Raw genomic sequence first — 25223 nt, 5'->3', positions numbered from 1 at the left:
AGTCAGTCTCAGAATCAGTGTCTGAGTCAATTTCAGAATCAGTCTCAGAGTCCATCTCAGAATCAGTGTCTGAGTCAATTTCTGAGTCAGTATCCGAGTCAGTCTCAGAATCAGTCTCTGAATCAGTTTCTGAATCCGTCTCCGAGTCCATCTCAGAATCAGTATCAGAATCAATCTCTGAATCAGTATCTGAGTCAATCTCAGAATCAGTGTCTGAGTCAATCTCAGAATTAGTGTCTGAGTCAGTATCAGAATCAATCTCAGAATCCCTCTCAGAATCAGTCTCTGAGTCAGTTTCAGAATCCGTCTCCGAGTCCATCTCAGAATCAGTAAGCGAATCAGTCTCAGAATCAGTATCTGAATCAGTTTCTGAATCCGTCTCCGAGTCCATCTCAGAATCAGTATCAGAATCAATCTCTGAATCAGTATCTGAGTCAATCTCAGAATCAGTGTCTGAGTCAATCTCAGAATCAGTGTCTGAGTCAGTATCAGAATCAATCTCAGAATCCCTCTCAGAATCAGTCTCTGAGTCAGTTTCAGAATCCGTATCAGAGTCTATCTCTGAGTCGGTCTCAGAATCCATTTCAGAATCAATCTCTGAATCAGTATCAGAATCAATCTCAGAATCAGTCTCAGAGTCCATTTCAGAATCAATCTCTGAGTCAGTGTCTGAGTCAGTATCAGAATCAATCTCAGAATCAGTCTCTGAGTCAATCTCTGAATCAGTGTCTGAGTCAGTATCAGAATCAGTGTCTGAGTCAGTATCAGAATCCCTCTCAGAATCAGTGTCTGAGTCAGTATCAGAATCCATCTCTGAATCAGTGTCTGAGTCAGTATCAGAATCAATCTCTGAATCCGTCTCAGAATCGATCTCTGAGTCAGTCTCTGAGTCAATCTCAGAATCTATTTCTGAGTCAGTTTCAGAGTCAGTAAGCGAATCCGTCTCAGAATCAATCTCTGAGTCAGTAAGCGAGTCAGTGTCAGAATCCGTCTCTGAGTCACTTTCAGAGTCCGTCTCCGAGTCAAGTGTCGAAATCCACTCACACGGTCCTGGACTGGTAAATCCACCGCTCCCTCCAATAAATATTGAATCCATTTCAGAATCTATTAGTCAGTCTTTATCTGTTTCTGAATCAGTGTCCGAGTCCGTCTCAGAATCCATTTCCGAATCAGTCTCCGAGTCAGTAAGTGAATCTATCTCAGAGAAACCATCAGAATCAGTTTCTGAGTCAGTAAGTGAATCTATCTCAGAAAAGCCGTCAGAATCAACTTCAGAATCTCAGAGTGAAACTCCTTCAATAACTCCTGCGGATATATCAAACGCTAAATTACCAAATACAGGTGAACAGAGTTCTTCAGCTGCAGGTGTCATCGGTGCATCAGTTCTATTAGGTGCATTCGCATTAACTGCTAAGAAACGTAGAAGAAATGATTGATAGTATTAGAAAGTAGTTGGCAAAGCTAACTACTTTTTTTGATAAAAATCAGTTAACGATATGAAAATGTAGGAAAAAGGGATATAATAGAAGTATGAAAGTTTTATTATATCTTGAAGGTAAAACCGTATTAGAAAAATCAGGGATTGGCAGGGCACTCCAACATCAGATGGAGGCGCTAGACATGGCAGGAATTCCCTATACAACAGACTTGCTTGGAGATTATGATGTAGTACACATCAATACCTATGGACCACGTTCATGGTTGTTGCTTCATGCAGCGAAAAGACGGGGAAAAAAAGTTATCATGCATGGACATTCAACCAAGGAAGACTTCCAAAATTCCTTTATAGGCTCCAATTTTTTGGCTCCATTTGTAGGAAAATACCTAGCTTCCATGTATCAAAAAGCTGATTTCGTCATTACCCCGTCAGAATATTCGAAAAAACTTATTCAGGGTTACGGTGTCACGACACCAATCATTGCAGTGTCAAACGGCATTGATTTAGAGAAATACAAAAAAGATGAAAAAAAAGAAACTGTTTTTAGAGAGCATTTTAAGATTTCAGAAGGGCAGCCGGTTGTTGTCTGCGCGGGGCTTTATTTCCGCCGAAAAGGGATTGAGGATTTTGTGAAAGTTGCCGAAAAAATGCCTCATGTTCGCTTTATTTGGCTGGGTTCCATCAATAAGTGGATGATTCCTTCCTATATTCGTAAGATTGTAGAGGGAGACCATCCAGACAATGTGGAGTTTCCAGGTTATTTCAAAGGGGCTGTTTTTCAGGGAGCAATGAGCGGAGCGGATGCCTTCTTTTTTCCATCGTATGAAGAAACAGAAGGAATTGTGGTTCTAGAGGCCTTAGCAAGTCATCAGCACGTTGTTTTAAGGGATATTCCAGTTTATGAAGGCTGGATCGACGAAAACAGTGCTGAACTAGGGCAAAGTGTTGAGGATTTTGTAGAATCCATTCAAAAAATATTAGATAAAGAAGTTGATAAACGAGAGGCAGGGTATCAAGTGGCTGTCAGTCGATCAATAAATCAGGTTGGACATCAATTGGTAGACGCCTATCGTCAAGTAATGGAGATGTAGATGCGAGTTGGATTGTTTACAGATACTTATTTTCCACAAGTGTCAGGGGTAGCAACCTCTATTCGGACCTTGAAAACGGAGTTGGAGAAACTAGGACATACTGTTTTTATTTTTACAACGACAGATGAGGATGTGAATCGTTATGAGGATTGGGATATCATTCGGATTCCAAGCGTTCCATTTTTTGCATTTAAAGATCGACGAGTAGCTTATGCAGGATTTACTGATGCTCTAAAGATTGCTAGTCGTTATAAGTTGGATATTATTCATACGCAAACAGAATTTTCTCTGGGCATGTTAGGGAAAATGATAGCTAGGGAATTGGATATCCCTGTTGTCCATACCTACCATACTCAATATGAAGATTATGTTCATTATATTGCCAAAGGGAGAATCATCCGTCCAAGTATGATTAAGTATTTTGTCCGGGCATTTTTCCGAGATTTGGATGGGGTCATTTGTCCTAGTGAGATTGTAGAGGATTTGTTGACTGGATATAATATACCGATATCGAAACGTGTCATTCCGACAGGAATTGATTTAGCAAAATTTGAAAGACCGGAAATTGGAAAAGCTGAAATAGCTGAGCTTCGTCATCAGCTTGGGATTACAGATGATGAGACAATGCTATTGAGTCTCTCGCGTATTTCTCAAGAAAAAAATATCCAGGCTATAGTTAAAGCTATGCCAAAGATTCTTTCTGAAAATCCAAAAGTAAAATTTGTCATTGTAGGTGGTGGTCCCTTTGCAGGTGAATTGCAGACAATGATTTCAGAGCTTGATTTGACGGCAAATGTTCAATTAACAGGAATGATTGCCCCAAGTGATACAGCCCTTTATTATAAGGCTGCAGATTTCTTTATCTCGGCTTCAACGAGTGAAACTCAAGGCTTGACTTTCCTAGAAAGTTTAGCCTCTGGAACTCCTATTTTGGCACAAGCCAATCCTTATTTGAACAATGTCATCACAGATAAGATGTTTGGTACCTTATTCCTTCGTGAGAATGACTTGGCTGATGCAGTAGTGGAAGCTATTGTGGCAACACCAGTCATGAATCCAAATGTTTTAGATAAAAAACTCTATGAAATTTCGTCTACCAATTTTGGTCGTCGTGTTTATGAATATTACTTGGATTTGAAGATTTCCTATGATTTTCGTAAAGAACATACTAACCAGGATAGCGTTGCAGAGAGCTTATTGAAAGGTGCAATTGCAATTCCTCGTCGAGCTTTCGTGGCTTCCTCAGATACAACCGTCAAAATCTTAAGGAAATCTGTAGAGCAAGTGCGGTCTGTTCGTAATTTCTTCGATTAAATAGGAGTTATCGATGATAAAATGGCAGAAAGCAAGTTGGAAGGCAATGATTCTAGCGGGACTGGTTATCCTATTCATGTATACAGGGATTTATCTGATTGCTTTTCATCTGATTAAGGATACAATGGTTTCCAAGGGTCTTGTAGTTGGAAATATGTTGATGTACACACCGCTTGTATTATTTTTGCTTAGTCTTATTTATGGTCTCAGTGAGGGGTTATCTATTTGGCTGAGTGCCTTGGTTTTTCTACTGTATCCTGTAACAATATTTTTCTTTCAAGAGTGGATAGTTGTCTACCAGATTGCCTATACCCTATGTGCCGTCATGGGAAATGGTTTAGGAGCTCTGCTATTTTCCTTAAGAAAGAAAATGAAGAAAAATCCTTGATATATCTGATAATCCTTGTTATAATAGCTTTTAGAGACTTATCAATTCTAGGAAATCTTTGAGAGAGTGTGCGGTGGGTGCAAGCACATAGAGGATAGGATTGACACTACTCGGTATGATTTTATGCAAACATAAAAGGGTGGTTCCCTTATCGCCAATCTGAGGTAGTCAGGCTTTTCAGCGTGACTGCGAATGAAGGTGGAACCACGTTACGACGTCCTTTTGCGAGGGCGTCGTGTTTTACTTTTTTGACAAAATAAGGAGATGAAGTTGACCAGCATTCCACAAGAAACGATTGACCGTTGCCTAGCCGTTCGCAAGGCTTACAGAGAGTTGGAACTCAAACACCACGACAAAGAGTGGTCCATTGAGGAGTGAAACAGTCTGGGGATAGACTGTTTCAGCTCAACAACCTAAAATAAAGACTTGTTGACCAATGATATTGGCAACATGAACCGCCTGATTATGACCAAGCAGGGTCGTTACTATGATGAAACACCCTATACCTTGGAGCATAAAATGGCTGAAAATATCTGGTGGTTAATCGAATTAGCTGACCGCCTGGATATTGATATTCAAAAAGAAATGGAAACCTTTTTAGCTCAAAAAGAAGAGTTATTGGGGATTAAAAAATAAAAAATAAGGAGATATCTATGTTAAAAATTACTTTCCCAGATGGTGCTGTTCGTGAGTACCAGGCTGGCGTGACTACTTTTGAAATTGCTGAGAGCATCAGCAAGTCTTTGGCGAAAAAGGCACTTGCGGGTAAGTTTAATGGTAAATTGATTGATACCACTCGTGCCATTGAAGATGATGGTACGCTTGAAATCGTAACGCCTGACCACGAGGATGCCTTGGACATCTTGCGTCACTCAGCAGCTCACTTGTTTGCTCAGGCGGCACGTCGTCTGTACCCAGACATCAAGTTGGGGGTCGGTCCAGCTATTCAGGACGGTTTCTACTATGACACGGACAATGCGGCTGGTCAGATTTCAAATGAAGACCTGCCACGTATTCAAGAAGAAATGATGAAAATTGTCAAGGAAAACTTCCCTTCTGAACGCCGTGAAGTAACTAAGGAAGAAGCTCTTGAGATTTTCAAAAACGATCCTTACAAGTTGGAATTGATTCAAGAACATTCTGATGACGAGGGCGGTTTGACCATCTATACTCAGGGTGAATACGTTGACCTCTGCCGTGGCCCACACGTTCCGTCAACAGGCCGTATCCAGATTTTTGAATTGCTCAACGTGGCTGGTGCATACTGGCGTGGTAAGAGCGAAAATCCAATGATGCAACGTGTTTATGGTACAGCTTGGTTTGACAAGAAAGACCTCAAAGCTTACCTGCAAATGCGTGAGGAAGCCAAAGAGCGTGACCACCGTAAACTTGGTAAGGAATTGGATCTCTTCATGATCAGCCAAGAAGTTGGTCAAGGCTTGCCATTCTGGTTGCCAAACGGTGCAACTATCCGTCGTACCTTGGAGCGTTACATCACTGACAAGGAATTGGCTTCTGGTTACCAGCACGTTTACACGCCACCATTGGCTTCTGTTGAGCTTTATAAGACCTCAGGTCACTGGGAGCATTACTCAGAAGATATGTTTCCAACTATGGACATGGGCGACGGTGAGGAGTTTGTTCTTCGTCCGATGAACTGTCCGCACCACATTCAAGTTTATAAAAACCATGTGCGTTCATACCGTGAATTGCCAGTGCGTATCGCTGAGCTTGGTATGATGCACCGCTATGAGAAATCAGGTGCTCTTACTGGTTTGCAGCGTGTACGTGAGATGACTCTTAACGACGGTCATATTTTCGTGACACCTGAGCAAATCCAAGAAGAGTTCAAAAAAGCTCTCCAGTTGATTATCGATGTGTACGCAGATTTCAACCTAAACGACTACCGTTTCCGCCTGTCTTATCGTGACCCAGAGGACAAAGAGAAGTACTATGACAACGATGAGATGTGGGAAAATGCCCAACGTATGTTGAAGGGTGCCATGGATGAAATGGGTGTAGACTACTTTGAAGCAGAGGGTGAAGCAGCCTTCTACGGTCCGAAGTTGGATATTCAGGTGAAGACTGCCCTTGGTAACGAGGAAACTCTGTCAACCATTCAGTTGGACTTCCTCTTGCCAGAACGTTTTGGCTTGACCTATATTGGTGCTGACGGCGAGGAGCACCGCCCAGTCATGATTCACCGTGGTGTTATCTCGACTATGGAACGCTTCACTGCCATCTTGATTGAAACCTACAAGGGTGCCTTCCCAACTTGGTTGGCTCCAACCCAAGTGACCATGATTCCGATTTCTGTGGAAGCTCATTTGGATTACGCTTGGAAGGTTGCCAAAGAATTGCAAGACCGTGGTGTTCGCGTACACGTGGATGAACGTAACGAGAAGATGCAGTACAAGATTCGTCAGAGCCAGACCAGCAAGATTCCATACCAACTCATCGTCGGTGACAAGGAAATGGAAGACAATGCAGTCAACGTTCGCCGCTACGGAAGCAAGGCAACACAAACTCAGTCTGTATCAGAATTTGTGGACCATATCCTAGCAGATATTGCCCGCAAGTCAAGACCAGCTGAAGATGTAGAATAAGAATTATAAAGTGAGAAGTCCGAAAGGGCTTCTTTTTTGACAGCCAAAAAACTCCCAACCGAGTGGCTGGGAGGTTAGGTAGTACTCAATGAAAATCAAAATCAGGCTAACTCAAAGGTTCGAGGAACCTTTGGAGGTTGGAGATAGAGCGAACAAAGTTCGCTACAAAAAGTTTGGGGAACCTTTGGAGGTTGGAAATAGGCGAACGTCTTCGTTTCTCTAAGAGCAGATAGAACTCTACTACATTCGCATTTTCAAGTAGTAGGCTGTAAAGCTCCACAGGAGCTTTACACTCATCAAATCAAGTCAACAACGGCTGAGTTTGATTTTCGAAGAGTATTATTCTATGCTGCTCGCCCAAGACTTAGCCACATAGCGTGACAGGCTTGAAATGGCAAAGTTGATGCTAAAGTAAATCAAGGCGACCATGATGTAGAGGGCAAAGACTTGCTCTGCTTCAAAGTAACGTCCCATTAGGATTTGACTCGCACCGAAGAGTTCTTGCAGGGCGATAACGGAGTAGAGGAAACTAGTGTCCTTGATGACCGTTACAATCTGCGAGATAATAGCCGGTAACATCTTACGAATGGCCTGTGGCATGATGATATAAACCATGATTTGTACTGGGGTAAAACCCTGTGATAAGCCAGCTTCGGTCTGGCCCGGTCCGATGGCGTTGAGACCACCACGGATAATCTCGGCCATGGCTGCCGTGGTAAAAATAGTAAAAGCAGTAATACCAGCAGGCGTTGACTTCATTTGGAAGACTAAGAAGACAGTGAAAATCCAAAGCAAGTTTGGCACATTACGCACAAATTCGATATAGATAGTTGCAATCCACTTGAAAATTGGATTTTTTCCGTTACGCATGATGGCGAGAATCATTCCGAAAAGAATGGACAGGATTACCGATATGCTTGAGATATAAAGGGTTAACTTCAAACCGCTCCACAAGAGTTGGAAGGTTGAAGGTTTGAGTAATTCTAAAACATAATTCATCGTTCAACCTCCTATTAGTGTGAAAAAGCTGATTTATTCTTTTCTTCAATGCGGCGACCCCAGCTTGCAACAGGGAAGCACATGATGAAGTAAAGGAACGCAGCACCAGCAAAGGCTGGGATGTAGTTGGCATTCATGGCAGACCAAGATTTTGTCATAAACATAATATCAGCTCCAGAGATGATGGCAACAGTAGCCGTATTCTTAATCAAGTTTACTACTTGGTTGGTCAAAGGTGGTAGAATAGTCGGAATGGCCTGCGGCAAGATGATGATCCGCATGGTTTCAACCTGAGTAAATCCCTGTGAAAGTGCTGCTTCAGTTTGCCCAGTCGGCACAGCTTCAATCCCTGCACGAATGACTTCTGCGATATAGGCACCGTGATAGAGTCCCACGCAGATAACAGCTGTCCAGTAAATAGACGGCATGAGAACATAATTTGAAATCAACGGAAGTCCATAATAAACAATCATGAACTGAACCAAAAGCGGTGTGTTTTGATAATATTCAACATAGACACGTGCGATGAATTTCAAAACTTTATTTTTGCTGGAAGAGAGACTACCAAAGACAATTCCTAAAAACATGGCCATGATAAAGGCTCCAACAGAAATGGCTAAGGTAGAGAGAAAGCCTTGGAAAAAGGTTGGAAAATCATTGAAGTAACTGACCCAATTTTCCCAAGCGTAAGGACTAGTTGTTAAAACTGTCATATTGTTTCACCTTTCTATTCGTCAGTTTCTGTGACTGGTTCTAGACCATTGGCATCATAGATGCTTTGTAGGCTACCATCGGCAGTCCATTTTTCTACGAGACTATTTAAGTAGTCGTTAAGGTCTTTATTAGATAATTTAGTAACAATTCCATAGTCAGAAGCTGAGAAGCTAAAGTCCATGAGTTCTGATTTTGAGCCAATGTAACCGGATAGAATGGATTGGTCAACAGAGAAGGCATCGGTTCTATGTGCTCTAAGAGATACGGAAAGTTCAGGATAGGAACCTAGTTCAGCAAAATTAACTGAAATGCCATACTTGTCTGCCAATTCAGAGATGAGGGTACGTGTAATGGAACCCTGAGCCACACCGATTGTCTTTCCATCCAGGTCGGTAAAGGTCTTAATTCCGCTATCCTTATTGACCAAGAAGCCAACGGCATCTGTGTAGTAAGGAGTTGTGAAATTGTAGAGCAATTTGCGTTCTTCTGTGATGGTAAAGGTTGCGATGACCATATCCACTTGACCGTTATCAAGAAGTGGTCCACGGGTTTGGGCAGTGACTGGAGTAAATTCAATGTCTACACCCAATTCATCTGCAATTTTGCGAGCGATGTCAATCTCCATTCCCTCAAATTCACCAGTATCAGGATTTTTGTAACCAAAGTTAGGGACGTCCTGTTTCACACCGACGCGGAGCACGCCTCTATCAATGATAGCTTGAACCTGATCACTATTTGTGATGTTTGCGGGTGTTTCAGTTTGAGCTACTGGTTGTTTTGCAAAAACGAGAAGAATAAGTCCAAAGACTAATAATCTAATTGCAAAGAAAATATTGATTTTTTTCTTATCCATAGACTACCTCCTAGAGTTTTACCTTATCAGATTCATGGTTGATAATCTTACTGAGGAATTGTTTAGCGCGTGGTTCGGTTGGATTGTCAAAGAATCCATTGACATCTGTCGTGTCAACTAGAACTTGGCCTTCAGCCATGAAAATGATGCGATCAGCTACCTCACGGGCAAAGCCCATTTCGTGTGTCACAACAATCATATTCATCCCGTCTCGCGCCAATTTTTGCATAACTGCAAGTACGTCACCGATGGTTTCAGGGTCCAAGGCAGATGTGGGTTCGTCAAAGAGGAGGAGTTCAGGTTTCATTGCCAAGCCACGAGCGATGGCCACACGTTGTTTTTGTCCACCGGATAACATTGCTGGGTAAGAATCTTTTCTATCCCATAGGTTTACAAATTCAAGGTATTTTTGAGCTGTTTTTTCCGCAGTCGCTTTGTCAATTCCCAAAACTTTCGTAGGTGCCAAGGTAACATTTTCTAACACAGTCTTGTGTGGGTAGAGGTTGAAGTGCTGGAAAACCATGCCGACTTCTTTTCGGAGGGCAACTAATTCTTTGATAGAAGTAGAAGAGATATCGTGACCATTGACCACTAGGCTTCCATTATCAATTGATTCTAAACCATTGATTGTACGGATAAGAGTTGATTTACCAGAACCGGAAGGTCCAAGGAGAACAACAACCTGTCCAGGTTCGAATTCCAAGTTGATATTGCGAAGGGCGTGATAATCACCGTAGTATTTGTTAACATCTTTAAATTCTACTAAAGCCATAAAATTCTCCTTATGTAAAGTTTTCTAACGTATGAATATAGTAGCACTGTAGATTAGGAATGTCAAGTAAATTCTGACAATTTAATATATCTTATGTTACATTTTGTGACATCGTTGTGTAAGCTGGTTCTTAAAAATGAAATTTTTAAGTAAGTTTGTTATAATAGAAGAAATAAAAAAAGGTAATATAAAAATGAAGAAAATTTTAATCGTTGATGATGAAAAACCAATCTCAGATATTATTAAATTTAATATGAGTCGAGAAGGTTATGAAGTTGTAACTGCCTTTGATGGTCGTGAGGCCTTAGAGGTTTTTGAAGCGGAATTTCCTGATATTGTCATTTTGGACCTGATGTTGCCAGAGTTGGATGGCTTGGAAGTTGCAAGAATTATCCGTAAAACAAGCAATGTTCCTATCTTAATGCTGTCTGCTAAGGACAGTGAATTTGATAAGGTTATCGGACTTGAAATTGGAGCGGACGATTATGTGACCAAACCGTTTTCTAACCGTGAGTTGCAGGCGCGTGTAAAAGCTTTGCTTCGACGTAGTGAATTGTCTGAAACACAGGTAAATATGGAGTCAACCAGTTCAACTGAACTGGTCATTGGCGATTTAATGATTATTCCAGATGCATTTGTAGCTAAAAAACATGGTAAGGAGCTTGAATTAACTCATCGAGAATTTGAACTGTTGCACCACCTTGCACAACATTTAGGGCAAGTAATGACACGAGAACATCTTTTGGAAACCGTTTGGGGATATGATTATTTCGGCGATGTGCGTACAGTTGATGTGACCATTCGTCGTTTGCGTGAAAAAATTGAAGATACACCAAGTCGTCCAGAATATATTTTGACTCGTCGTGGTGTAGGATATTTTATCAAAGGAAATGATTAATCAATTACGTTATTTAATTACTACTGCAGAATTTTGGTTTGTTGTCATCCTTATAGGCTTTTTAATTGCCTTGACAGTCTTATTGATTGAAAATTATAGGGACAATAAGCAAATAAAGCAGCTTAATCAAAAAGTTAATGCCTTGATTTCTGGTGACTATACAGATGTATTGGATTTAAGAGGTAGTCCAGAAATTACTGACATGGCAAATTCCCTCAATGATCTTTCTGAAGTGATTCGGTTGACTCATGATAATCTGGAGCAAGAAAAAACGCGTCTGACCTCTATATTGTCCTATATGAGTGATGGAGTAATTGCGACAGATAGAATCGGTCGTATCATCATGGTGAATGATATGGCTCAGAGGCAGTTAGGTTTATCAAATAAGTTGCAGGAAAAATTGAATTTGTTGGATGTCTTGGATATTTCAGAACAATATTCCTTACGTGATCTGTTAGCTCAAACGCCTGAAATTGTACTCGATCATGTCAATGAAAATGAGGAATTTCTAACTCTTCGTGCAAATTTTGCAACCATTCGGAGCGAAAGTGGTCTAATCTCAGGTTTAGTCGTTGTTTTGCATGATATGACAGAACAGGCAAAGGAAGAACGAGAACGCCGTCTCTTTGTCTCCAATGTGAGTCATGAGCTACGTACACCTTTGACTTCCGTCAAATCCTATCTAGAAGCCTTGGATGAGGGTGCCTTAACGGAATCTGTTGCACCTAGTTTTGTCAAAGTATCCCTGGATGAAACCAACCGTATGATGCGGATGATTACGGATTTGTTAAGTCTTTCAAGAATTGATAATCAAGTCGGTGAAATTGATGTTGAATTGATAAACTTTACGGCTTTTGTGACCTTTATTCTCAACCGTTTTGATCAGATGAAGCATTCTGATTCAGATAAAGTCTATTCCATCGTTCGTGATTATCAAATTAGTCCAATCTGGGTAGAGATTGATACAGATAAGATGACTCAAGTTTTGGACAATATCTTAAACAATGCCATAAAGTATTCTCCTGACGGTGGTACCGTTACCTTTAGTATGAAAACAACAGACAATCAGTTAATTGTTTCGATTTCGGATGAGGGCTTGGGGATTCCGAAGGCTGATTTGCCGAAAATTTTTGACCGCTTTTATCGTGTGGATAAGGCGCGTTCCCGTGCTCAAGGTGGTACAGGTCTCGGTTTGGCTATTGCCAAAGAAATTGTCAAACAACACCAAGGTTTCATCTGGGCTAAGAGTGAGTATGGCCATGGTTCAACATTTACAATTGTTTTACCATATAGCAAGGATATTGCCTTGGATGAGTGGGATGATTCAGATGAGGAAGAATAGGAGAGCATGATAGGAAAAGGTTTTAATTACAGTATTTTAGCTTCTGGTTCCAGTGGAAATTGCTTTTATCTGGAAACGGATCAGAAGAAAATCTTGGTGGATGCGGGTTTATCTGGGAAAAAAATTACCAGTCTTTTAGCAGAAATCGACCGCAAGCCAGAAGACATTGATGCCATTCTGGTGACGCATGAACATAGTGATCACATCCATGGTATTGGTGTTTTAGCTCGTAAATATGGTATGGATATTTATGCCAATGAATTGACCTGGCAGGCTATGGAGAGCAAATTGGGTAAGATTGATGTGGCTCAAAAGCATATCTTCGAATTGGGAGCTATGAAGACTTTTGGCGACCTAGATATTGAGTCCTTTGGAGTTAGCCATGATGCGGCCTGTCCGCAATTTTATCGCTTTATGAAAGATGATAAGTCCTTTGTCATGTTAACAGATACGGGTTATGTCAGCGATCGGATGGCTGGGATTGTGGCCAATGCTGATGCTTATTTGATCGAATCCAATCATGATGTCGAAATCTTGCGCGCAGGTTCTTACTCTTGGAACCTCAAACAACGGATTTTGTCAGATAAGGGCCATCTTTGTAACGAAGATGGTGCTGATGCTATGATTCGCTCGTTGGGAAATCGAACCAAAAAGATTTACCTCGGGCATTTATCAAAGGAAAATAACATTAAGGAATTGGCCCACATGACCATGGTTAATCAGTTGGCGCAGGCTGATTTAGGGGTTGGAGTGGATTTTCAAGTCTATGACACATCGCCAGATACAGCGACGCCATTGACCAAGATTTGACAAATTCATTGAACTTGTTTAAAATAAATATATAAAATACGTGAGGTGAAGTTACATGAATAATTAAGCTGCTTATTAGTCGTTCTTAAAACTTGTTGAAAATCAATTATTTGATAATTTAGTCTTTTTGTTTACTTTTAGTACTTGCTCCAACAGTCTAGGAATAGACTGTTGGAGGTCGGAAATAGAGCGAATGATGTTCGCACCAAAAGCTGCAGGCTGCTTGTACAGTCGAGTGACTGTACAAGGTTGGAGATAGCACTTGCCAAGCAAGTTACTTCTACATAGTACGGCAAAGCGAGTTCAAACAATCCAGTGGAGTGTTTGAAGTTGGAAATAAGGAAACGATGTTTCCTCTTACGTCGAAGTAATAAAAGATAAACTAAATGACTATACAAGGGATAAGACTGCTCATAAGGGCTTACTATTCGTGTGACTTTTCCATAGGGAAAGGTCATGTTTTGCATGGCTTTTTTCTTGTGTCATTTTTTGAAGAATAGAAGCCCTTTTTGTGAAGAAAAGAGGTCTATATGGAAATGATAAAATGTATTCAATTAGAGAAGGAATTTGCGGGACGTAGTTTGTTTACAATCCAGCAGTTGAGCCTTCAAGCTGGTCAAAAGGTTGGTTTGGTTGGAAATAATGGTGTTGGCAAGTCTACTTTTTTGAAAATCTTACTAGGACTGGATAGGGATTTTGCTGGTCAGATTGAGGTAAAAGCAGACTGGGCCTATGTACCCCAGTTACAGGAAAGGAGCTCGCTTTCAGGTGGGGAACAGGTTTGGAAGTCTATTCAAGAGGCTTTTGCCCAAAGACCACAGTTGTTAATCATGGATGAACCGACTGCCAATTTGGATCAAGAACACCAGGAAAAGCTAATCAAACAAATCAAACGCTATCGAGGTAGTCTACTAGTTGTTAGTCATGATCGGCATTTTCTCAATCAAATAGCCAGTCACATTTGGCATTTAGAAGAAGGAAAGGTTCAGGTTTATCTAGGAAATTACGAGGCGTTTGTAGAAAGTCGCCGGGCTAGACGAGAAGGGCAGCAGGAGGCCTATGAAGCCTATCAGAAAAAAGTCGCTCAACTAAAAAAAGCCCAACAAGAGCGTCAGGCAAAGGCTCAGAAGATGGGGAAGAGAAAGAAAGGTGTTTCATCGTCCGAGTGGAAGGTTAATGCCATGATGGGGTCCTATGATAGTCAAGCCAAGTCAATGGCTAAGTCTGCCAAGCATTTGGAAAAACGAATGGAGCGTTTGGACAAGGTTGAACAACCTAGAAAGGAAGCGTGGGTAAAGATGGAAACGAAAGGTGCCTTGGATACTGGTCTTCACAGCCTTTTTCGCTTGCAGGCTGGTCAGCTCTGGATGAGGGAAAAGTATTTATTTGATTTTCCTCAGCTTGGCATGACTTTTGGGGATAAGTTAGCTTTGGTTGGGTCAAATGGTTCTGGGAAAACAAGTTTTGTTCGGAAACTGATTTCAAAAGAATTAGACGGTTATTACAATCCAAAATTAAAAATTGCTTATTTCTCCCAGGATTTGACAAATCTGAATGAGGAAGATACTGCCTTTATGAATGCTAGCTCGACATCGCTTCAAGATAGGGTGACCGTGCTCAATCTTTTAGGTATGTTGGGACTTTCTTACGATAAGACCCAGCAGAAGGTGGCCAATTTGTCTGGTGGGGAACGTGTTCGACTGTCTTTGGCTAAGGTCTTGTTGGCCGATGCCAATCTCTTGATATTAGATGAACCGACTAATTTTTTGGATGTGGTAGCTATTGAAGCTCTGGAGAAATTTTTGCAAGACTACCAGGGCAGTGTTCTCTTAATTTCCCATGACCAGCAGTTTGTAGATAATCTTGTCCCAACTAAATGGCGGATTGAGAATTGTCAACTCCTTAAAATTTTGTAAAGAAAATATTATTTGAAACGACAGTTGGGTCTCAAAAATATTTTTCGCCTGTGGTATAATAAGAAGGATATTTCTAGAATGAGGTTTTGAATGAATAAACGAACGAATAAATCTATTGAGCATGATGGAAATTTTATTGCAATTCGACTAAACATTTTGTTTTCAATCGTCATTTTTTTATTTCTGATTCTTATTTTGCGTCTAGCTGATATGCAGATTGTTAATCATGATTTTTACCGCAATAAATTATCAACCGCCAGTCAAAAAATAATCAGTACGGGTTCAGTTCGTGGTCAGATTTATGATGCTAAAGGAACCCCCTTAGTTGAAAACCAAATTCAACAAGTAGTATCCTTTACACGGTCAAATAAAATGACGGCCCAGGAAATGAAGGAAGTGGCAAATAAATTATTGCAATGGGTCACTGTTTCGGATGTCAATATTACTCGTAGGGACAAAGCTGATTATTATTTGGCAGATACAGAAGTGTATAAAAAAGTAGTAGAGAGTTTGCCAGATGACAAACGTTATGATTCGGACGGGAATTATTTAGAAGAGTCAACGATTTATTCGAATGCAGTAGACAGTCTCTCAGATGATTTATTACAATATTCAGATGAAGAAAGTAAGGCCATCGAATTATTTAAGCAGATGAATGGAGCTACTTATTTTTCAACAGTAAATTTAGTAACGGATGCCTTATCTGCTGAACAAGTTGCTTATATTGTTGCCAATGAGGATCAACTCCCTGGGATTTCTACAACTAATAACTGGGATAGATCGATTTTGCCAACCTCACTTAGTTCCATAATTGGAACTGTAACGAGTGAACAAGCAGGATTGCCTGCCGAGGATGCGGAGTACTATCTTTCAAAAGGTTATTCTTCAAATGATAGAGTCGGTACTGCCTATCTCGAAAAACAATATGAGGAAGTATTGCAAGGACAACGTGAAAAGAAAGAAATTAATCTCGATAGAAATGGAAATGTAGAAAGTATTGAAACCATTCAAGAAGGGCAACAAGGAAATAATATCAAGTTGACCATTGATTTGGCTTTCCAAGATGGTGTCAATGCCATATTGAAGAAATACTTTGAAAGTGAGTTATCAACCGGAAGCGCACTCTATTCAGATGGTGTATATGCTGTAGCTTTAGAACCGACTACTGGTGCAGTGCTGGCCATGTCGGGTTATAAACATGAAAAGGGGACAAGTAGTATTACCGAGGATGCTCTTGGAACTATCACAAGCGTCTTTACTCCAGGTTCTATTGTCAAAGGTGCAACTATTTCATCTGGTTGGGAAAATGGAGTTATCAGTGGCAATCAAGTGCAGTTAGACGAACCAATCTATTTTGCAGGTTCAGCACCAATTACATCTTGGTGGGCCTATGGTAGTTTTAATATTGATGCGACAGAGGCTCTAGAATATTCTTCTAACGCCTACATGGTTAAGATTGCTTTGGGACTACTTGGTCAGACCTACTCAGCTAACATGTATTTGAATGATGGCGATACATTGACAAATGCCATGACTAAGCTTCGTTCGACTTTTGCGGAATATGGATTAGGTGCTCCAACAGGAATTGACTTACCACTTGAATCAACAGGTTTCTTACCAGAAGAATATTCCACCGCAAACTTTATTATGAATGCATTTGGACAGTTTGATAACTATACACCGATGCAGATGGCACAGTATGCAGCGACCATTGCGAATAACGGGACACGGATTTCTCCACACCTCGTTGAGGGAATTTATGGGAATAATGCCCAAGGTGGTTTGGGAGAATTAATTGAAACCGTATCTGGTAAGGAGATGAATCAGGTTAATATTTCCGCTGAGGAAATGTCTCTTCTTCGTCAAGGTTTCTACCAAGTTGTCAATGGTAGTGGGCGCTTTAATACAGGTAGTGCTATCGGTCGTGGTGCGGCCGTGACCATCAGTGCCAAGACTGGTAGAGCCGAAACCTTTACGACAACCCCGGCTGGTGATGTTGTAACAGCTGTCAACACAAACGTTGTAGCCTATGCTCCGAGTGAGAATCCTAAAATCGCAGTGGCAGTTATTTTTCCTGATTTGACAAACTTGAGTTCAACAACCACTAAGTCTATTACGAATGAAATAATAAATTTATACAATTCACTTTACCCAATGAATTAAGGAGGCTTATGCTCTACCCAACTCCCATAGCTAAATTGATTGACAGTTATTCGAAACTACCAGGAATCGGTATTAAAACAGCTACGCGTCTAGCCTTTTATACCATTGGTATGGAAGATGATGTAGTCAACGAATTTGCTAAAAATCTCCTGGCTGCCAAGAGGGATTTGACCTATTGTTCGGTTTGTGGCAATTTGACAGACCAGGATCCTTGTGGTATTTGTCAAGACACTAGTCGTGATCAGACCACTATTTTAATAGTCGAGGATAGTCGAGATGTGACAGCCTTGGAAAATATCCAAGAATACCACGGTCTCTATCATGTTTTGCATGGCTTGATTTCGCCAATGAACGGTATCGGACCAGATGATATTAATTTGAAATCCCTCCTCACTCGTCTGATGGACAATGAGGTTACAGAAGTTATTGTGGCGACAAATGCAACTGCGGATGGTGAGGCGACTTCAATGTATATTTCTCGTGTGCTTAAACCTGCTGGAATAAAAGTAACCCGATTAGCTCGAGGTCTAGCAGTTGGAAGTGATATTGAATATGCCGATGAAGTTACTCTACTGCGAGCAATCGAAAATAGAACAGAGTTGTAGACGAATGGCTGGTTGACTCATAATCATTCGAATTTACCTTAGGTCAGTTTCGAGTGGTTAAAATATGCTATACTAATAGAGAAAATATTGACACAGGAAGGATTGAATATGTCAAAAGAAACCTTGATTTTACTTTATGGTGGACGTTCAGCAGAACGTGAAGTATCTGTTTTATCCGCAGAAAGCGTTATGCGCGCCATCAATTATGATAATTTTTTTGTCAAAACCTATTTCATTAGTCAGACAGGGGACTTTATTAAGACGCAAGAGTTTTCTCAAACACCGTCTGCCGATGAAAAACTCATGACAAATGCGACAATTATTGAAGAACAAAAAATCCGTCCGAGCGATGTCTATGAAGAAAAGGCAGTCGTTTTCCCAGTTCTTCATGGGCCAATGGGAGAAGATGGCTCTATTCAAGGCTTCTTGGAAGTGCTTCGTATGCCTTATGTTGGCACCAATATTTTATCTTCTAGCGTTGCCATGGATAAGATTACAACCAAGCGCGTACTAGAATCAGCTGGCATTGCCCAAGTACCTTATGTGGCAGTTATCGAAGGTGAGAATATTGCGGAAAAGATTGCAGAGATTGAAGAAAAGTTGACTTATCCGGTCTTTGTAAAACCTGCTAATATGGGTTCCAGCGTTGGTATCTCTAAAGCTGAGGATTTAGCTGGCTTGCGTCAGGCACTTGATCTGGCCTTCAAGTATGATAGCCGTGTCCTTGTTGAGCAAGGTGTCAACGCCCGTGAGGTTGAAGTTGGTCTTTTGGGAAATGCTGACGTGAAAACCACACTTCCTGGCGAAGTAGTCAAAGACGTTGCCTTTTATGACTATGATGCCAAGTACATTGATAACAAAATCACAATGGATATTCCAGCCCAAATTGACGAATCAATTATGGCTATCATGCGAGAAAATGCTGCCAAGGCCTTTCGTGCAATCGGTGGTTGTGGACTTTCTCGCTGTGATTTCTTCTTGACAGAAGACGGCGACATTTTCCTCAACGAACTCAACACCATGCCAGGCTTTACCCAGTGGTCCATGTATCCACTCCTTTGGGATAATATGGGCCTAGCTTATCCAGACTTGATTGAAGAGCTTGTTCGTTTGGCCAAAGAAATGTTTGAAAAACGTGAAAGTCATTTGATTTAATGAAAAAGATTGGAAAATTTTCCAATCTTTTTCTAGTTCACATTCTTGCAAAGGTTTGCAAAAAAGAATAGAATGGTTTCAAATATGTGGAGGTGTTTATGTATCAAACGACAGTAAAAGGGGAAGGTCTGTTTCAGGCAGTTTCTCAAGGTTATGGTGAACCGGTTCGTACCTTTGGGATGACGGAGAAGGGGGAAACTCCAGTTAGTTTGGTCAATATAGGATTGGCTGCCTGTGTGACCATGTGTGTGCAGGGCTATTATGCAAGCCAAGAAGGCAATAAAACCATGCCTGTTCAGGTGGAGAGTCGCTTGGACAATCAGCGTTTTGAGGTGTTGATTGGAATTGGTGAGTCGGTTTCAGCGCAGAAGCAGAAAGAGATTCTTGCCTATGTGGAGAAGAAATGTAAAGTCAAAGCTCTTTTGAGGGAAGACTTGCAGTTTGAGACAAGTTTTTATGTCTTAGAAAGTGTGGAGTAAGATGTTTTTAGCAATTGAAGAAATGCGACAAAATAAGTTGCGTTATGGCTTGATTTTAGGATTGTTAATCCTGATTTCCTACTTGGTCTTTTTTCTGACAGGTTTGGCTTATGGTCTCATGCAGGAGAATAGAACAGCTGTTGACAAGTGGCAGGCAGATTATGTTTTGCTTAATTCAGAAAGCAATCGCTTGATAACAGCATCCAAAATTGATACAGCCTTGCTTGATCAGCTAGACGCTGGTAACAAGGCCTTGATTCGCCAACAGGCAGGAGTTGCCTATGTGGATGAAAATGCCACCTCAGATGAAAAAGAAAAGGTAAACATCTTTGCCGTTGAATCAGATAGTTTTATTGTTCCAAATATTGTAGAAGGTCGTTTGTATGAAAAAACGGGAGAAGTCCTTGTAGACAAAACCTTGTCAGAAGTAGAAGGTTTTGGGCTTGGAGATCAAATCTATCTGTCAGGTTCTGATGAAAAAGTGACTATTGTAGGTTATACAGACAATGCTTATTTTGGAGTGGCGCCTGTTGTATATATGGACTTTACGGCATTTGCAGAATTGATGCAGGCTGATAAACAACAAGCTGCAACGAGTAATCTTGCCAGTGCCATTGTCGTTCGTGGAGATGTCGCTTCTCTACCAGAAGAGCTGGAAAAAGTTGCCATTGCAGACTTTATTGAAAATCTGCCAGGATATAAGGCACAAAATATGACCTTTGGATTTATGATAGGATTCTTGATTGTCATCTCAGCCATTGTTATTGGTATTTTTATCTTTGTTTTAACAACACAGAAATCTCCGATTTTTGGTTTGATGAAAATTCAAGGTCTTTCAAATGGCTATATTTCTGGTTCTGTACTGGCTCAAACCTTTTTACTTGCTGGTTTGGGAACCGTCCTTGGATTGGCTGGAACGTATTTGTCATCCCTTGTCTTGCCAAGCGCTGTGCCATTTGAGAATAACTGGACCTTCTATATTGCAATCGGCCTAGCACTAGTTGTATTTGCCCTATTGGGTGCTAGTTTCTCTGTACGTTCTATCTTTAAGGTAGATCCATTACGAAATCTATCTTAGGAGGTTGTTATGAAAACACTTATTTTTGAAAATATTAGTAAGACCTTCCAGGATGGCAGTCAAACCATTACGGCTCTTAAGCCGACTAATTTTAGCATTGAAGAAGGCGAATTTGTCGCAATCATCGGACCGTCCGGGTCTGGGAAATCAACATTTTTGACCTTGGCAGGTGGTTTACAAACACCGACAACAGGTCGTGTTTTAATCAATCAATCAGATTATTCTGATTTAGTTGAGAAAAAACGTGCCAAATTGCGCTATAAGGACATTGGTTTTGTCTTGCAGGCTTCCAATTTGATCCCATTTTTAACAGTCGAAAAACAATTAACCTTGGTTGATAAGGTCAATAAGAAAGCTGATCCGAGCAAGCGAAACGAGCTTCTATCTGAATTGGGTGTGGACCACCTCAAAAACAAGTTCCCTAAGGATTTGTCAGGCGGAGAACGGCAGCGGGTGGCTATTGCACGTGCACTCTACAATGATCCTGCCTTGATTCTTGCCGATGAACCGACAGCTAGTCTAGACAGTAATCGTGCTTTTGAAGTGGTTGAGTTATTAGCTAAGGAAGCCAAAGAACGAAACAAATCCATCATCATGGTAACGCATGACCAGCGCATGATTGAAAAATGCGACAAGGTATATGAGATGAAAGATGGTGTCCTCACTCAAGTTCGATAAAAAGTGGTATAATGGGAGCGGGAAAGAACTCGAAAGGTCAAAAATAGAGTTCGTTTTCCCGCCCCCGCACAGTTGATTAGGACAGATTTGGAGTGTAAAACACGAACAAATCTGCCAATCAACCACTGCGCTGAGATGTTGACGCAAATTTTGAGAAGCGGTGTGGGGGTGAAACTAGCCTTTAGTTTATTGGAGAAAACAATGAAATTAACCCTACACGAAGTCGCTCAGGTCTTGGGTGCAAAAAATAATATTAGTCTTTATCCCGATAGAGCCCTTAACAAGGTGGAGTTCGACAGTCGCCTGATTACAGAAGGGGATCTTTTTGTTCCCCTCAAAGGTGCGCGTGACGGTCATGACTTTATTCCTGTTGCTTTTGAAAATGGCTGCGCAGTAACCCTGTCTGAAGTCAGCCTTGATGTTCCGTACATTCTAGTAGAGGACTGCCTGGCTGCGCTTCAACAATTAGCGGCCTACTACCTAGAGAAAACAGGGGTAGAAGTCATTGCCGTGACAGGATCAAACGGTAAAACCACTACCAAAGACATGATCCACGACATCCTTGCCACCACCTATAAAACCTATAAGACCCAAGGCAACTACAACAACGAAATTGGTCTTCCTTACACAGTTCTTCACATGCCCGATAATACGGCAAAATTGGTCTTGGAAATGGGGCAAGACCATCTAGGTGATATCCATCTCTTGTCTGAGATTGCCAAGCCAAGTCTGTCTGTCATCACCCTGTTCGGTGAGGCCCATCTGGAATTTTTCGGTTCTCGGGAGCAGATTGCCCAAGGGAAAATGCAGATTGCAGACGGTATGACAGAAGGTGGCAAGCTGATTATTCCAGCGGATCCAATTGCGGACAGTTTTCTACCGGATTATCTCCAAGTCATTCGCTTTGGCGCGTCAGCTGACTTGCAGGTGACCAGTCTTGTCGAGTCAAAAGACAGTCTGACTTTCACCGTCAACTTTATGGACGGCGACATTTTCCTCCCAGTAACGGGCAAGTACAATGCCACCAACGCAATGGTAGCAAGCTTTGTGGGCAAGACCTTGGGTGTGCCTGATGAGGCAATCACCTCAGCCCTAGCCAGTCTAAACTTGACCCGCAACCGTACCGAGTGGAAGAAGGCAGCAAACGGAGCAGATATTCTCAGCGATGTCTACAATGCAAACCCAACCGCCATGCGTTTGATTTTGGAAACCTTCTCCAGCATTCCAGCCAATGAAGGTGGCAAGAAAATCGCAGTCTTGGCAGACATGAAAGAACTGGGTAGCCAGTCAGTCGATCTCCACAATCAGATGATTCTGAGCCTGTCGCCTGATGTGCTAGACACCGTCATTTTCTACGGTCAGGATATTGAAGAATTGGCTCAGTTGGCTAGTCAGATGTTCCCAATTGGAAAAGTCTATTTCTTTAGGAAAAATGCAGAGCAGGACCAATTTGAAGACCTGGTAAAACAGGTTAGGGAAAGTCTAGGAAAAGAGGACCAAATCCTCTTTAAAGGCTCTAATTCTATGAACCTTGGAAAAGTGGTGGAAGAATTAGAAAAATTGTAAGAATATGATTGAATTTCTTATGCAATAATGCGGAGAAGTTCAATCATGTTTATTTGTTCAAGACCTTGAAAAGTATGTATATATTTTATAAAATATGTTATAACAATATACAAAAAGAGGTTGAGATGAAGGATTCAAATTTACAAACGATAGTCATTTCATTGAGTCTAGCCGATAATTGGGAAGAAGCTAGGCAAGAGTGGACAAGGGTAAAACTAGAAAAAATTGACAAGACCATGGAAAGCAAGTGTTTATGTGGTAAGGCTCACTTGCAGAAAGTCTATTCTGTTTCTCGTACAGATCTTAGTAATATAAAGCTATCACCAATTGGATCCTCTTGTATCAAAAAATTTCAAAATAAGGAACTGACAAAGAGTTTGAAAAAGGCAGAGCGAGAATATCGTTTGCGGTCAAACTCTGACTTTTCAAGTCTAAAAGAAATAATGGACTTGGATAGTTTAGATGAATATTACCAGAAGGGCTATTTTAAGGCAGATAGGGGCAATCGCTATGATCCTTGGAATGATTACCAGCTTTTTAAACTGGCCTTGAGTAGAAAACAATCGGAACGACAGCTGGCCTTTCATAAGATGGAGCGGATTCTTTATGTGGTTAATGATTATTTACGACCGGAATTGAATCAAGTTTTTGATGTGGAAGCCTACTTAAAGAAGCTGAGAAGGTGGAAACTGCACGAGCGAGTTGCTGCTGCATTGCGTAAAAAAGCCCTTGAACGAGAGAAATTACTAGCTAAGAGGGAAAGAGAGGCAGAGCGTGAGCGACAAAGGCAACTTGACTTGCAGAGATGGGCTCAGAAAAAGCAGGATTTATTAGCCTGGCTAGATGAACAATTCGATGAAGAGTTAATTGCTTTGAAGACCTCACTTGATTCCCAAATGGAAGATAGGGAAATCTGTCATAAAATCGTAGAGCATCAAAACTTTCTTGAACGAAAAGAAGCACAGGAAAGATTGGCTATCGCGGAACTCGAGCGAAAACAGGCTCGTGTGAAGTGTTTATTTGATTGGCTCCGTTCACAGAATCGTCTGGATGACCTGAAAACAGTTCAGAATATTGAAAGTCTCGATAAGCAACTGTTTATTCTTGAAAGGTTGCACACTGCCTATCAACTTCATCGTCGGATGGAACAGCGACAACAAGATGAGTTGTTATGTGTTGTTTTAGAATTGAGAAGACAGGTGAAAAAATATTATCCCTATACTGAACGAGCTAAAAAATGTATTGATTTTGTAGATAGTTTAGATGATTTGAAGGAGTAGCATGATTGGCTACAACGATTTCTAGAATTGATGAAGAAAAGTGGTTTTTAAAATGTGTAGTCTGTTGTTGCAAGTTTTAATTTGAGTGATATTCAATTTTCTTGGTTAACCTTGTAAACATTTATACAATTTGATATACTATCTTTTGTTTTAACACCTAGAAAGGATAGAGGTATGGAAAGTATGAATGATTTTTTTACAAATCAAGTTTCGCATGGACCTAGTTTGACCATGTTCGACCGTATGAGCTTATTCTTAATTCTCTGCGTTTTACTCTATGTAGCAAGGAAATTCTATGCTAAATCATGGTTCAAAAAGGTATTCTGGTTTATTCTATGCTTGCAGATTGTCAGTTTATACAGTTGGTATATTTGGTCCGATTGGTCCCTTTCTGAAAGTTTACCCTTTTATCATTGTCGACTAGCCATATTATTTTTACTGTTTGCTAGGAAGGGAGATTTGAAACTCTACTTTTCCTATCTTGGTCTCATTGGTTCCTTGGTGGCTTTTATTTACCCGGTCTTCGATCCCTTTCCTTTTCCACATCTGACCTTCTTTACCTTTGTGGTTGGTCATTATGCTTTAGCAGTGTTGTGTTTGTCTTATATTTTGACAGAGGGACATCAATTCAGTCTTTCAAGACGGGAGCGTTTGTCACTGACAGTCATGCTTCATCTGGTCATGCTTTTTGTTAATTGGTTGACAAAAGGTAATTATGGTTATTTGACTCGCTTACCCATAGTCAATAGCCAAGTGATTTTGTTTAATTTTGTTCTCCTCACGCTAGTGATATCATGTTTAATTAGTTCTGTTCAGGCAGGGTTCCAATTATATTGGAAAAAGAAATTGGTCTATCTGCTCCAAGATTGAGTTTCCAAGCGTTTGAAAAATCTATGCGAATCCGTTATAATAAAAGAGTTGCACAGCAGCTCTTTTGTTTTATGGCTTCGAGCCAGTTTTTCTCGTAGAGAAAAACAAGAAAACCACCAGCTATGCTGGTGGCTGACAAGGCTTTGAGCTTCCATTTCTTTTTCCTGTTATAATCTAATTGTTCAGGTTAGATAAAGGAGGAAAAAGA

At 40.9% G+C, this 25223-nt stretch carries 22 protein-coding genes and 2 pseudogenes; 20 read left to right on the top strand and 4 right to left on the bottom strand.

The window, feature by feature from the left end:
• Nucleotides 1-17: 17 nt before the first annotated feature.
• The 7 genes and pseudogenes from C1E99_RS15575 to thrS form a co-directional block, all read left to right on the top strand.
• Nucleotides 18-797 (top strand): annotated as a pseudogene (locus C1E99_RS15575) (DUF445 family protein); the annotation flags it as partial.
• Between the two features lie 339 nt (nucleotides 798-1136).
• Nucleotides 1137-1436, top strand: coding sequence for an LPXTG cell wall anchor domain-containing protein (locus tag C1E99_RS15485; protein WP_202863386.1), 300 nt, complete (start codon nucleotides 1137-1139; stop codon nucleotides 1434-1436).
• 94 nt (nucleotides 1437-1530) lie between these two features.
• Nucleotides 1531-2529: a glycosyltransferase family 4 protein gene (locus C1E99_RS04085; protein ID WP_105206667.1), complete on the top strand. Its 999-nt coding sequence runs from the start codon at nucleotides 1531-1533 to the stop codon at nucleotides 2527-2529.
• A complete protein-coding gene (locus tag C1E99_RS04080) occupies nucleotides 2530-3843 on the top strand; it encodes a glycosyltransferase family 4 protein (RefSeq protein ID WP_105206666.1) in 1314 nt (437 codons plus the stop codon).
• Between the two features lie 13 nt (nucleotides 3844-3856).
• Nucleotides 3857-4231, top strand: coding sequence for a hypothetical protein (locus C1E99_RS04075; RefSeq protein ID WP_105206665.1), 375 nt, complete (start codon nucleotides 3857-3859; stop codon nucleotides 4229-4231).
• 264 nt (nucleotides 4232-4495) lie between these two features.
• A pseudogene (locus tag C1E99_RS15205) lies at nucleotides 4496-4867 on the top strand (MazG-like protein).
• A 17-nt stretch (nucleotides 4868-4884) separates the two neighbouring features.
• A complete protein-coding gene (gene thrS / locus C1E99_RS04065; RefSeq protein WP_105206664.1) occupies nucleotides 4885-6837 on the top strand; it encodes a threonine--tRNA ligase in 1953 nt (650 codons plus the stop codon).
• Between the two features lie 339 nt (nucleotides 6838-7176).
• On the opposite strand, the gene C1E99_RS04060 is transcribed toward thrS, so the two are convergent.
• From C1E99_RS04060 to C1E99_RS04045, 4 genes are read right to left on the bottom strand one after another with little or no spacing between them, the layout of a single operon-like run.
• Nucleotides 7177-7836 (bottom strand): amino acid ABC transporter permease, encoded by a 660-nt coding sequence (locus C1E99_RS04060; protein WP_029171308.1) that lies wholly within the window; start codon nucleotides 7834-7836, stop codon nucleotides 7177-7179.
• Nucleotides 7837-7850: 14 nt separating this feature from the next.
• On the bottom strand, nucleotides 7851-8549 hold the full coding sequence (locus C1E99_RS04055) for an amino acid ABC transporter permease (RefSeq protein ID WP_105206663.1): 699 nt from the start codon (nucleotides 8547-8549) through the stop codon (nucleotides 7851-7853).
• Between the two features lie 14 nt (nucleotides 8550-8563).
• Nucleotides 8564-9403 (bottom strand): transporter substrate-binding domain-containing protein, encoded by an 840-nt coding sequence (locus C1E99_RS04050; protein ID WP_105206662.1) that lies wholly within the window; start codon nucleotides 9401-9403, stop codon nucleotides 8564-8566.
• A 10-nt stretch (nucleotides 9404-9413) separates the two neighbouring features.
• Nucleotides 9414-10175, bottom strand: coding sequence for an amino acid ABC transporter ATP-binding protein (locus C1E99_RS04045; protein ID WP_105107851.1), 762 nt, complete (start codon nucleotides 10173-10175; stop codon nucleotides 9414-9416).
• Nucleotides 10176-10368: 193 nt separating this feature from the next.
• Between C1E99_RS04045 and yycF the strand changes: the two genes are divergently transcribed.
• The 13 genes from yycF (at nucleotide 10369) to C1E99_RS03975 (ending at nucleotide 25015) form a co-directional block, all read left to right on the top strand.
• Nucleotides 10369-11073: a response regulator YycF gene (yycF, locus tag C1E99_RS04040; protein WP_105206661.1), complete on the top strand. Its 705-nt coding sequence runs from the start codon at nucleotides 10369-10371 to the stop codon at nucleotides 11071-11073.
• The gene (gene vicK / locus C1E99_RS04035) at nucleotides 11066-12415 is read left to right on the top strand and encodes a cell wall metabolism sensor histidine kinase VicK (RefSeq protein WP_105206660.1); all 1350 of its coding nucleotides are present in this window, start codon (nucleotides 11066-11068) and stop codon (nucleotides 12413-12415) included. Before yycF ends, vicK begins: the two co-directional genes overlap by 8 nt.
• 6 nt (nucleotides 12416-12421) lie before the next feature.
• Nucleotides 12422-13225 carry an MBL fold metallo-hydrolase gene (locus C1E99_RS04030; RefSeq protein ID WP_105107854.1) on the top strand — a complete coding sequence of 268 codons (804 nt, stop codon included), beginning with the start codon at nucleotides 12422-12424 and terminating at the stop codon, nucleotides 13223-13225.
• Between the two features lie 530 nt (nucleotides 13226-13755).
• Complete coding sequence (gene vga(F) / locus C1E99_RS04020) at nucleotides 13756-15141, top strand: ABC-F type ribosomal protection protein Vga(F) (RefSeq protein WP_238146202.1); 1386 nt, start codon at nucleotides 13756-13758, stop codon at nucleotides 15139-15141.
• A 90-nt stretch (nucleotides 15142-15231) separates the two neighbouring features.
• Nucleotides 15232-17304 carry a penicillin-binding protein PBP2B gene (pbp2b, locus tag C1E99_RS04015; protein WP_105206658.1) on the top strand — a complete coding sequence of 691 codons (2073 nt, stop codon included), beginning with the start codon at nucleotides 15232-15234 and terminating at the stop codon, nucleotides 17302-17304.
• An 8-nt stretch (nucleotides 17305-17312) separates the two neighbouring features.
• Complete coding sequence (gene recR, locus C1E99_RS04010) at nucleotides 17313-17909, top strand: recombination mediator RecR (protein WP_105206657.1); 597 nt, start codon at nucleotides 17313-17315, stop codon at nucleotides 17907-17909.
• Between the two features lie 108 nt (nucleotides 17910-18017).
• Nucleotides 18018-19064 (top strand): D-alanine--D-alanine ligase, encoded by a 1047-nt coding sequence (locus C1E99_RS04005; RefSeq protein ID WP_105206656.1) that lies wholly within the window; start codon nucleotides 18018-18020, stop codon nucleotides 19062-19064.
• A 98-nt stretch (nucleotides 19065-19162) separates the two neighbouring features.
• A complete protein-coding gene (locus C1E99_RS04000) occupies nucleotides 19163-19543 on the top strand; it encodes an OsmC family protein (RefSeq protein WP_105206655.1) in 381 nt (126 codons plus the stop codon).
• A gap of 1 nt (nucleotide 19544) precedes the next feature.
• Entirely contained in the window at nucleotides 19545-20621 is a 1077-nt protein-coding gene (locus C1E99_RS03995; protein ID WP_105206654.1) for an ABC transporter permease, read from the top strand.
• Between the two features lie 9 nt (nucleotides 20622-20630).
• Nucleotides 20631-21299, top strand: a complete 669-nt coding sequence (locus C1E99_RS03990; RefSeq protein ID WP_105206653.1) for an ABC transporter ATP-binding protein — start codon at nucleotides 20631-20633, stop codon at nucleotides 21297-21299.
• Nucleotides 21300-21500: 201 nt separating this feature from the next.
• Nucleotides 21501-22865 (top strand): UDP-N-acetylmuramoyl-tripeptide--D-alanyl-D-alanine ligase, encoded by a 1365-nt coding sequence (locus tag C1E99_RS03985; protein ID WP_105206669.1) that lies wholly within the window; start codon nucleotides 21501-21503, stop codon nucleotides 22863-22865.
• Between the two features lie 125 nt (nucleotides 22866-22990).
• On the top strand, nucleotides 22991-24145 hold the full coding sequence (locus C1E99_RS03980; protein WP_105206652.1) for a hypothetical protein: 1155 nt from the start codon (nucleotides 22991-22993) through the stop codon (nucleotides 24143-24145).
• Nucleotides 24146-24319: 174 nt separating this feature from the next.
• A complete protein-coding gene (locus C1E99_RS03975; RefSeq protein ID WP_330848219.1) occupies nucleotides 24320-25015 on the top strand; it encodes a TIGR02206 family membrane protein in 696 nt (231 codons plus the stop codon).
• Nucleotides 25016-25223 lie beyond the last annotated feature (208 nt).

Source organism: Streptococcus suis (genome assembly GCF_002964045.1).
GTDB lineage: Bacteria > Bacillota > Bacilli > Lactobacillales > Streptococcaceae > Streptococcus > Streptococcus suis_U.
This window is presented reverse-complemented; position numbering and strand designations above follow the sequence as displayed.

Excerpts from the sequence above, each read along its gene's own strand:
- C1E99_RS04050 (WP_105206662.1), bottom strand. The coding sequence starts at position 9,403 with ATGGATAAGAAAAAAATCAATATTTTCTTTGCAATTAGATTATTAGTC.
- C1E99_RS03995 (WP_105206654.1), top strand. The coding sequence starts at position 19,545 with ATGTTTTTAGCAATTGAAGAAATGCGACAAAATAAGTTGCGTTATGGC.
- C1E99_RS03985 (WP_105206669.1), top strand. The coding sequence starts at position 21,501 with ATGAAATTAACCCTACACGAAGTCGCTCAGGTCTTGGGTGCAAAAAAT.
- C1E99_RS04045 (WP_105107851.1), bottom strand. The coding sequence starts at position 10,175 with ATGGCTTTAGTAGAATTTAAAGATGTTAACAAATACTACGGTGATTAT.
- C1E99_RS03980 (WP_105206652.1), top strand. The coding sequence starts at position 22,991 with ATGAAGGATTCAAATTTACAAACGATAGTCATTTCATTGAGTCTAGCC.
- vicK (WP_105206660.1), top strand. The coding sequence starts at position 11,066 with ATGATTAATCAATTACGTTATTTAATTACTACTGCAGAATTTTGGTTT.
- C1E99_RS04030 (WP_105107854.1), top strand. The coding sequence starts at position 12,422 with ATGATAGGAAAAGGTTTTAATTACAGTATTTTAGCTTCTGGTTCCAGT.
- thrS (WP_105206664.1), top strand. The coding sequence starts at position 4,885 with ATGTTAAAAATTACTTTCCCAGATGGTGCTGTTCGTGAGTACCAGGCT.
- C1E99_RS03975 (WP_330848219.1), top strand. The coding sequence starts at position 24,320 with ATGGAAAGTATGAATGATTTTTTTACAAATCAAGTTTCGCATGGACCT.
- C1E99_RS03990 (WP_105206653.1), top strand. The coding sequence starts at position 20,631 with ATGAAAACACTTATTTTTGAAAATATTAGTAAGACCTTCCAGGATGGC.
- pbp2b (WP_105206658.1), top strand. The coding sequence starts at position 15,232 with ATGAATAAACGAACGAATAAATCTATTGAGCATGATGGAAATTTTATT.
- C1E99_RS04060 (WP_029171308.1), bottom strand. The coding sequence starts at position 7,836 with ATGAATTATGTTTTAGAATTACTCAAACCTTCAACCTTCCAACTCTTG.
- yycF (WP_105206661.1), top strand. The coding sequence starts at position 10,369 with ATGAAGAAAATTTTAATCGTTGATGATGAAAAACCAATCTCAGATATT.
- C1E99_RS04000 (WP_105206655.1), top strand. The coding sequence starts at position 19,163 with ATGTATCAAACGACAGTAAAAGGGGAAGGTCTGTTTCAGGCAGTTTCT.
- C1E99_RS04005 (WP_105206656.1), top strand. The coding sequence starts at position 18,018 with ATGTCAAAAGAAACCTTGATTTTACTTTATGGTGGACGTTCAGCAGAA.
- C1E99_RS04075 (WP_105206665.1), top strand. The coding sequence starts at position 3,857 with ATGATAAAATGGCAGAAAGCAAGTTGGAAGGCAATGATTCTAGCGGGA.
- C1E99_RS04085 (WP_105206667.1), top strand. The coding sequence starts at position 1,531 with ATGAAAGTTTTATTATATCTTGAAGGTAAAACCGTATTAGAAAAATCA.
- recR (WP_105206657.1), top strand. The coding sequence starts at position 17,313 with ATGCTCTACCCAACTCCCATAGCTAAATTGATTGACAGTTATTCGAAA.
- C1E99_RS04055 (WP_105206663.1), bottom strand. The coding sequence starts at position 8,549 with ATGACAGTTTTAACAACTAGTCCTTACGCTTGGGAAAATTGGGTCAGT.
- C1E99_RS04080 (WP_105206666.1), top strand. The coding sequence starts at position 2,530 with ATGCGAGTTGGATTGTTTACAGATACTTATTTTCCACAAGTGTCAGGG.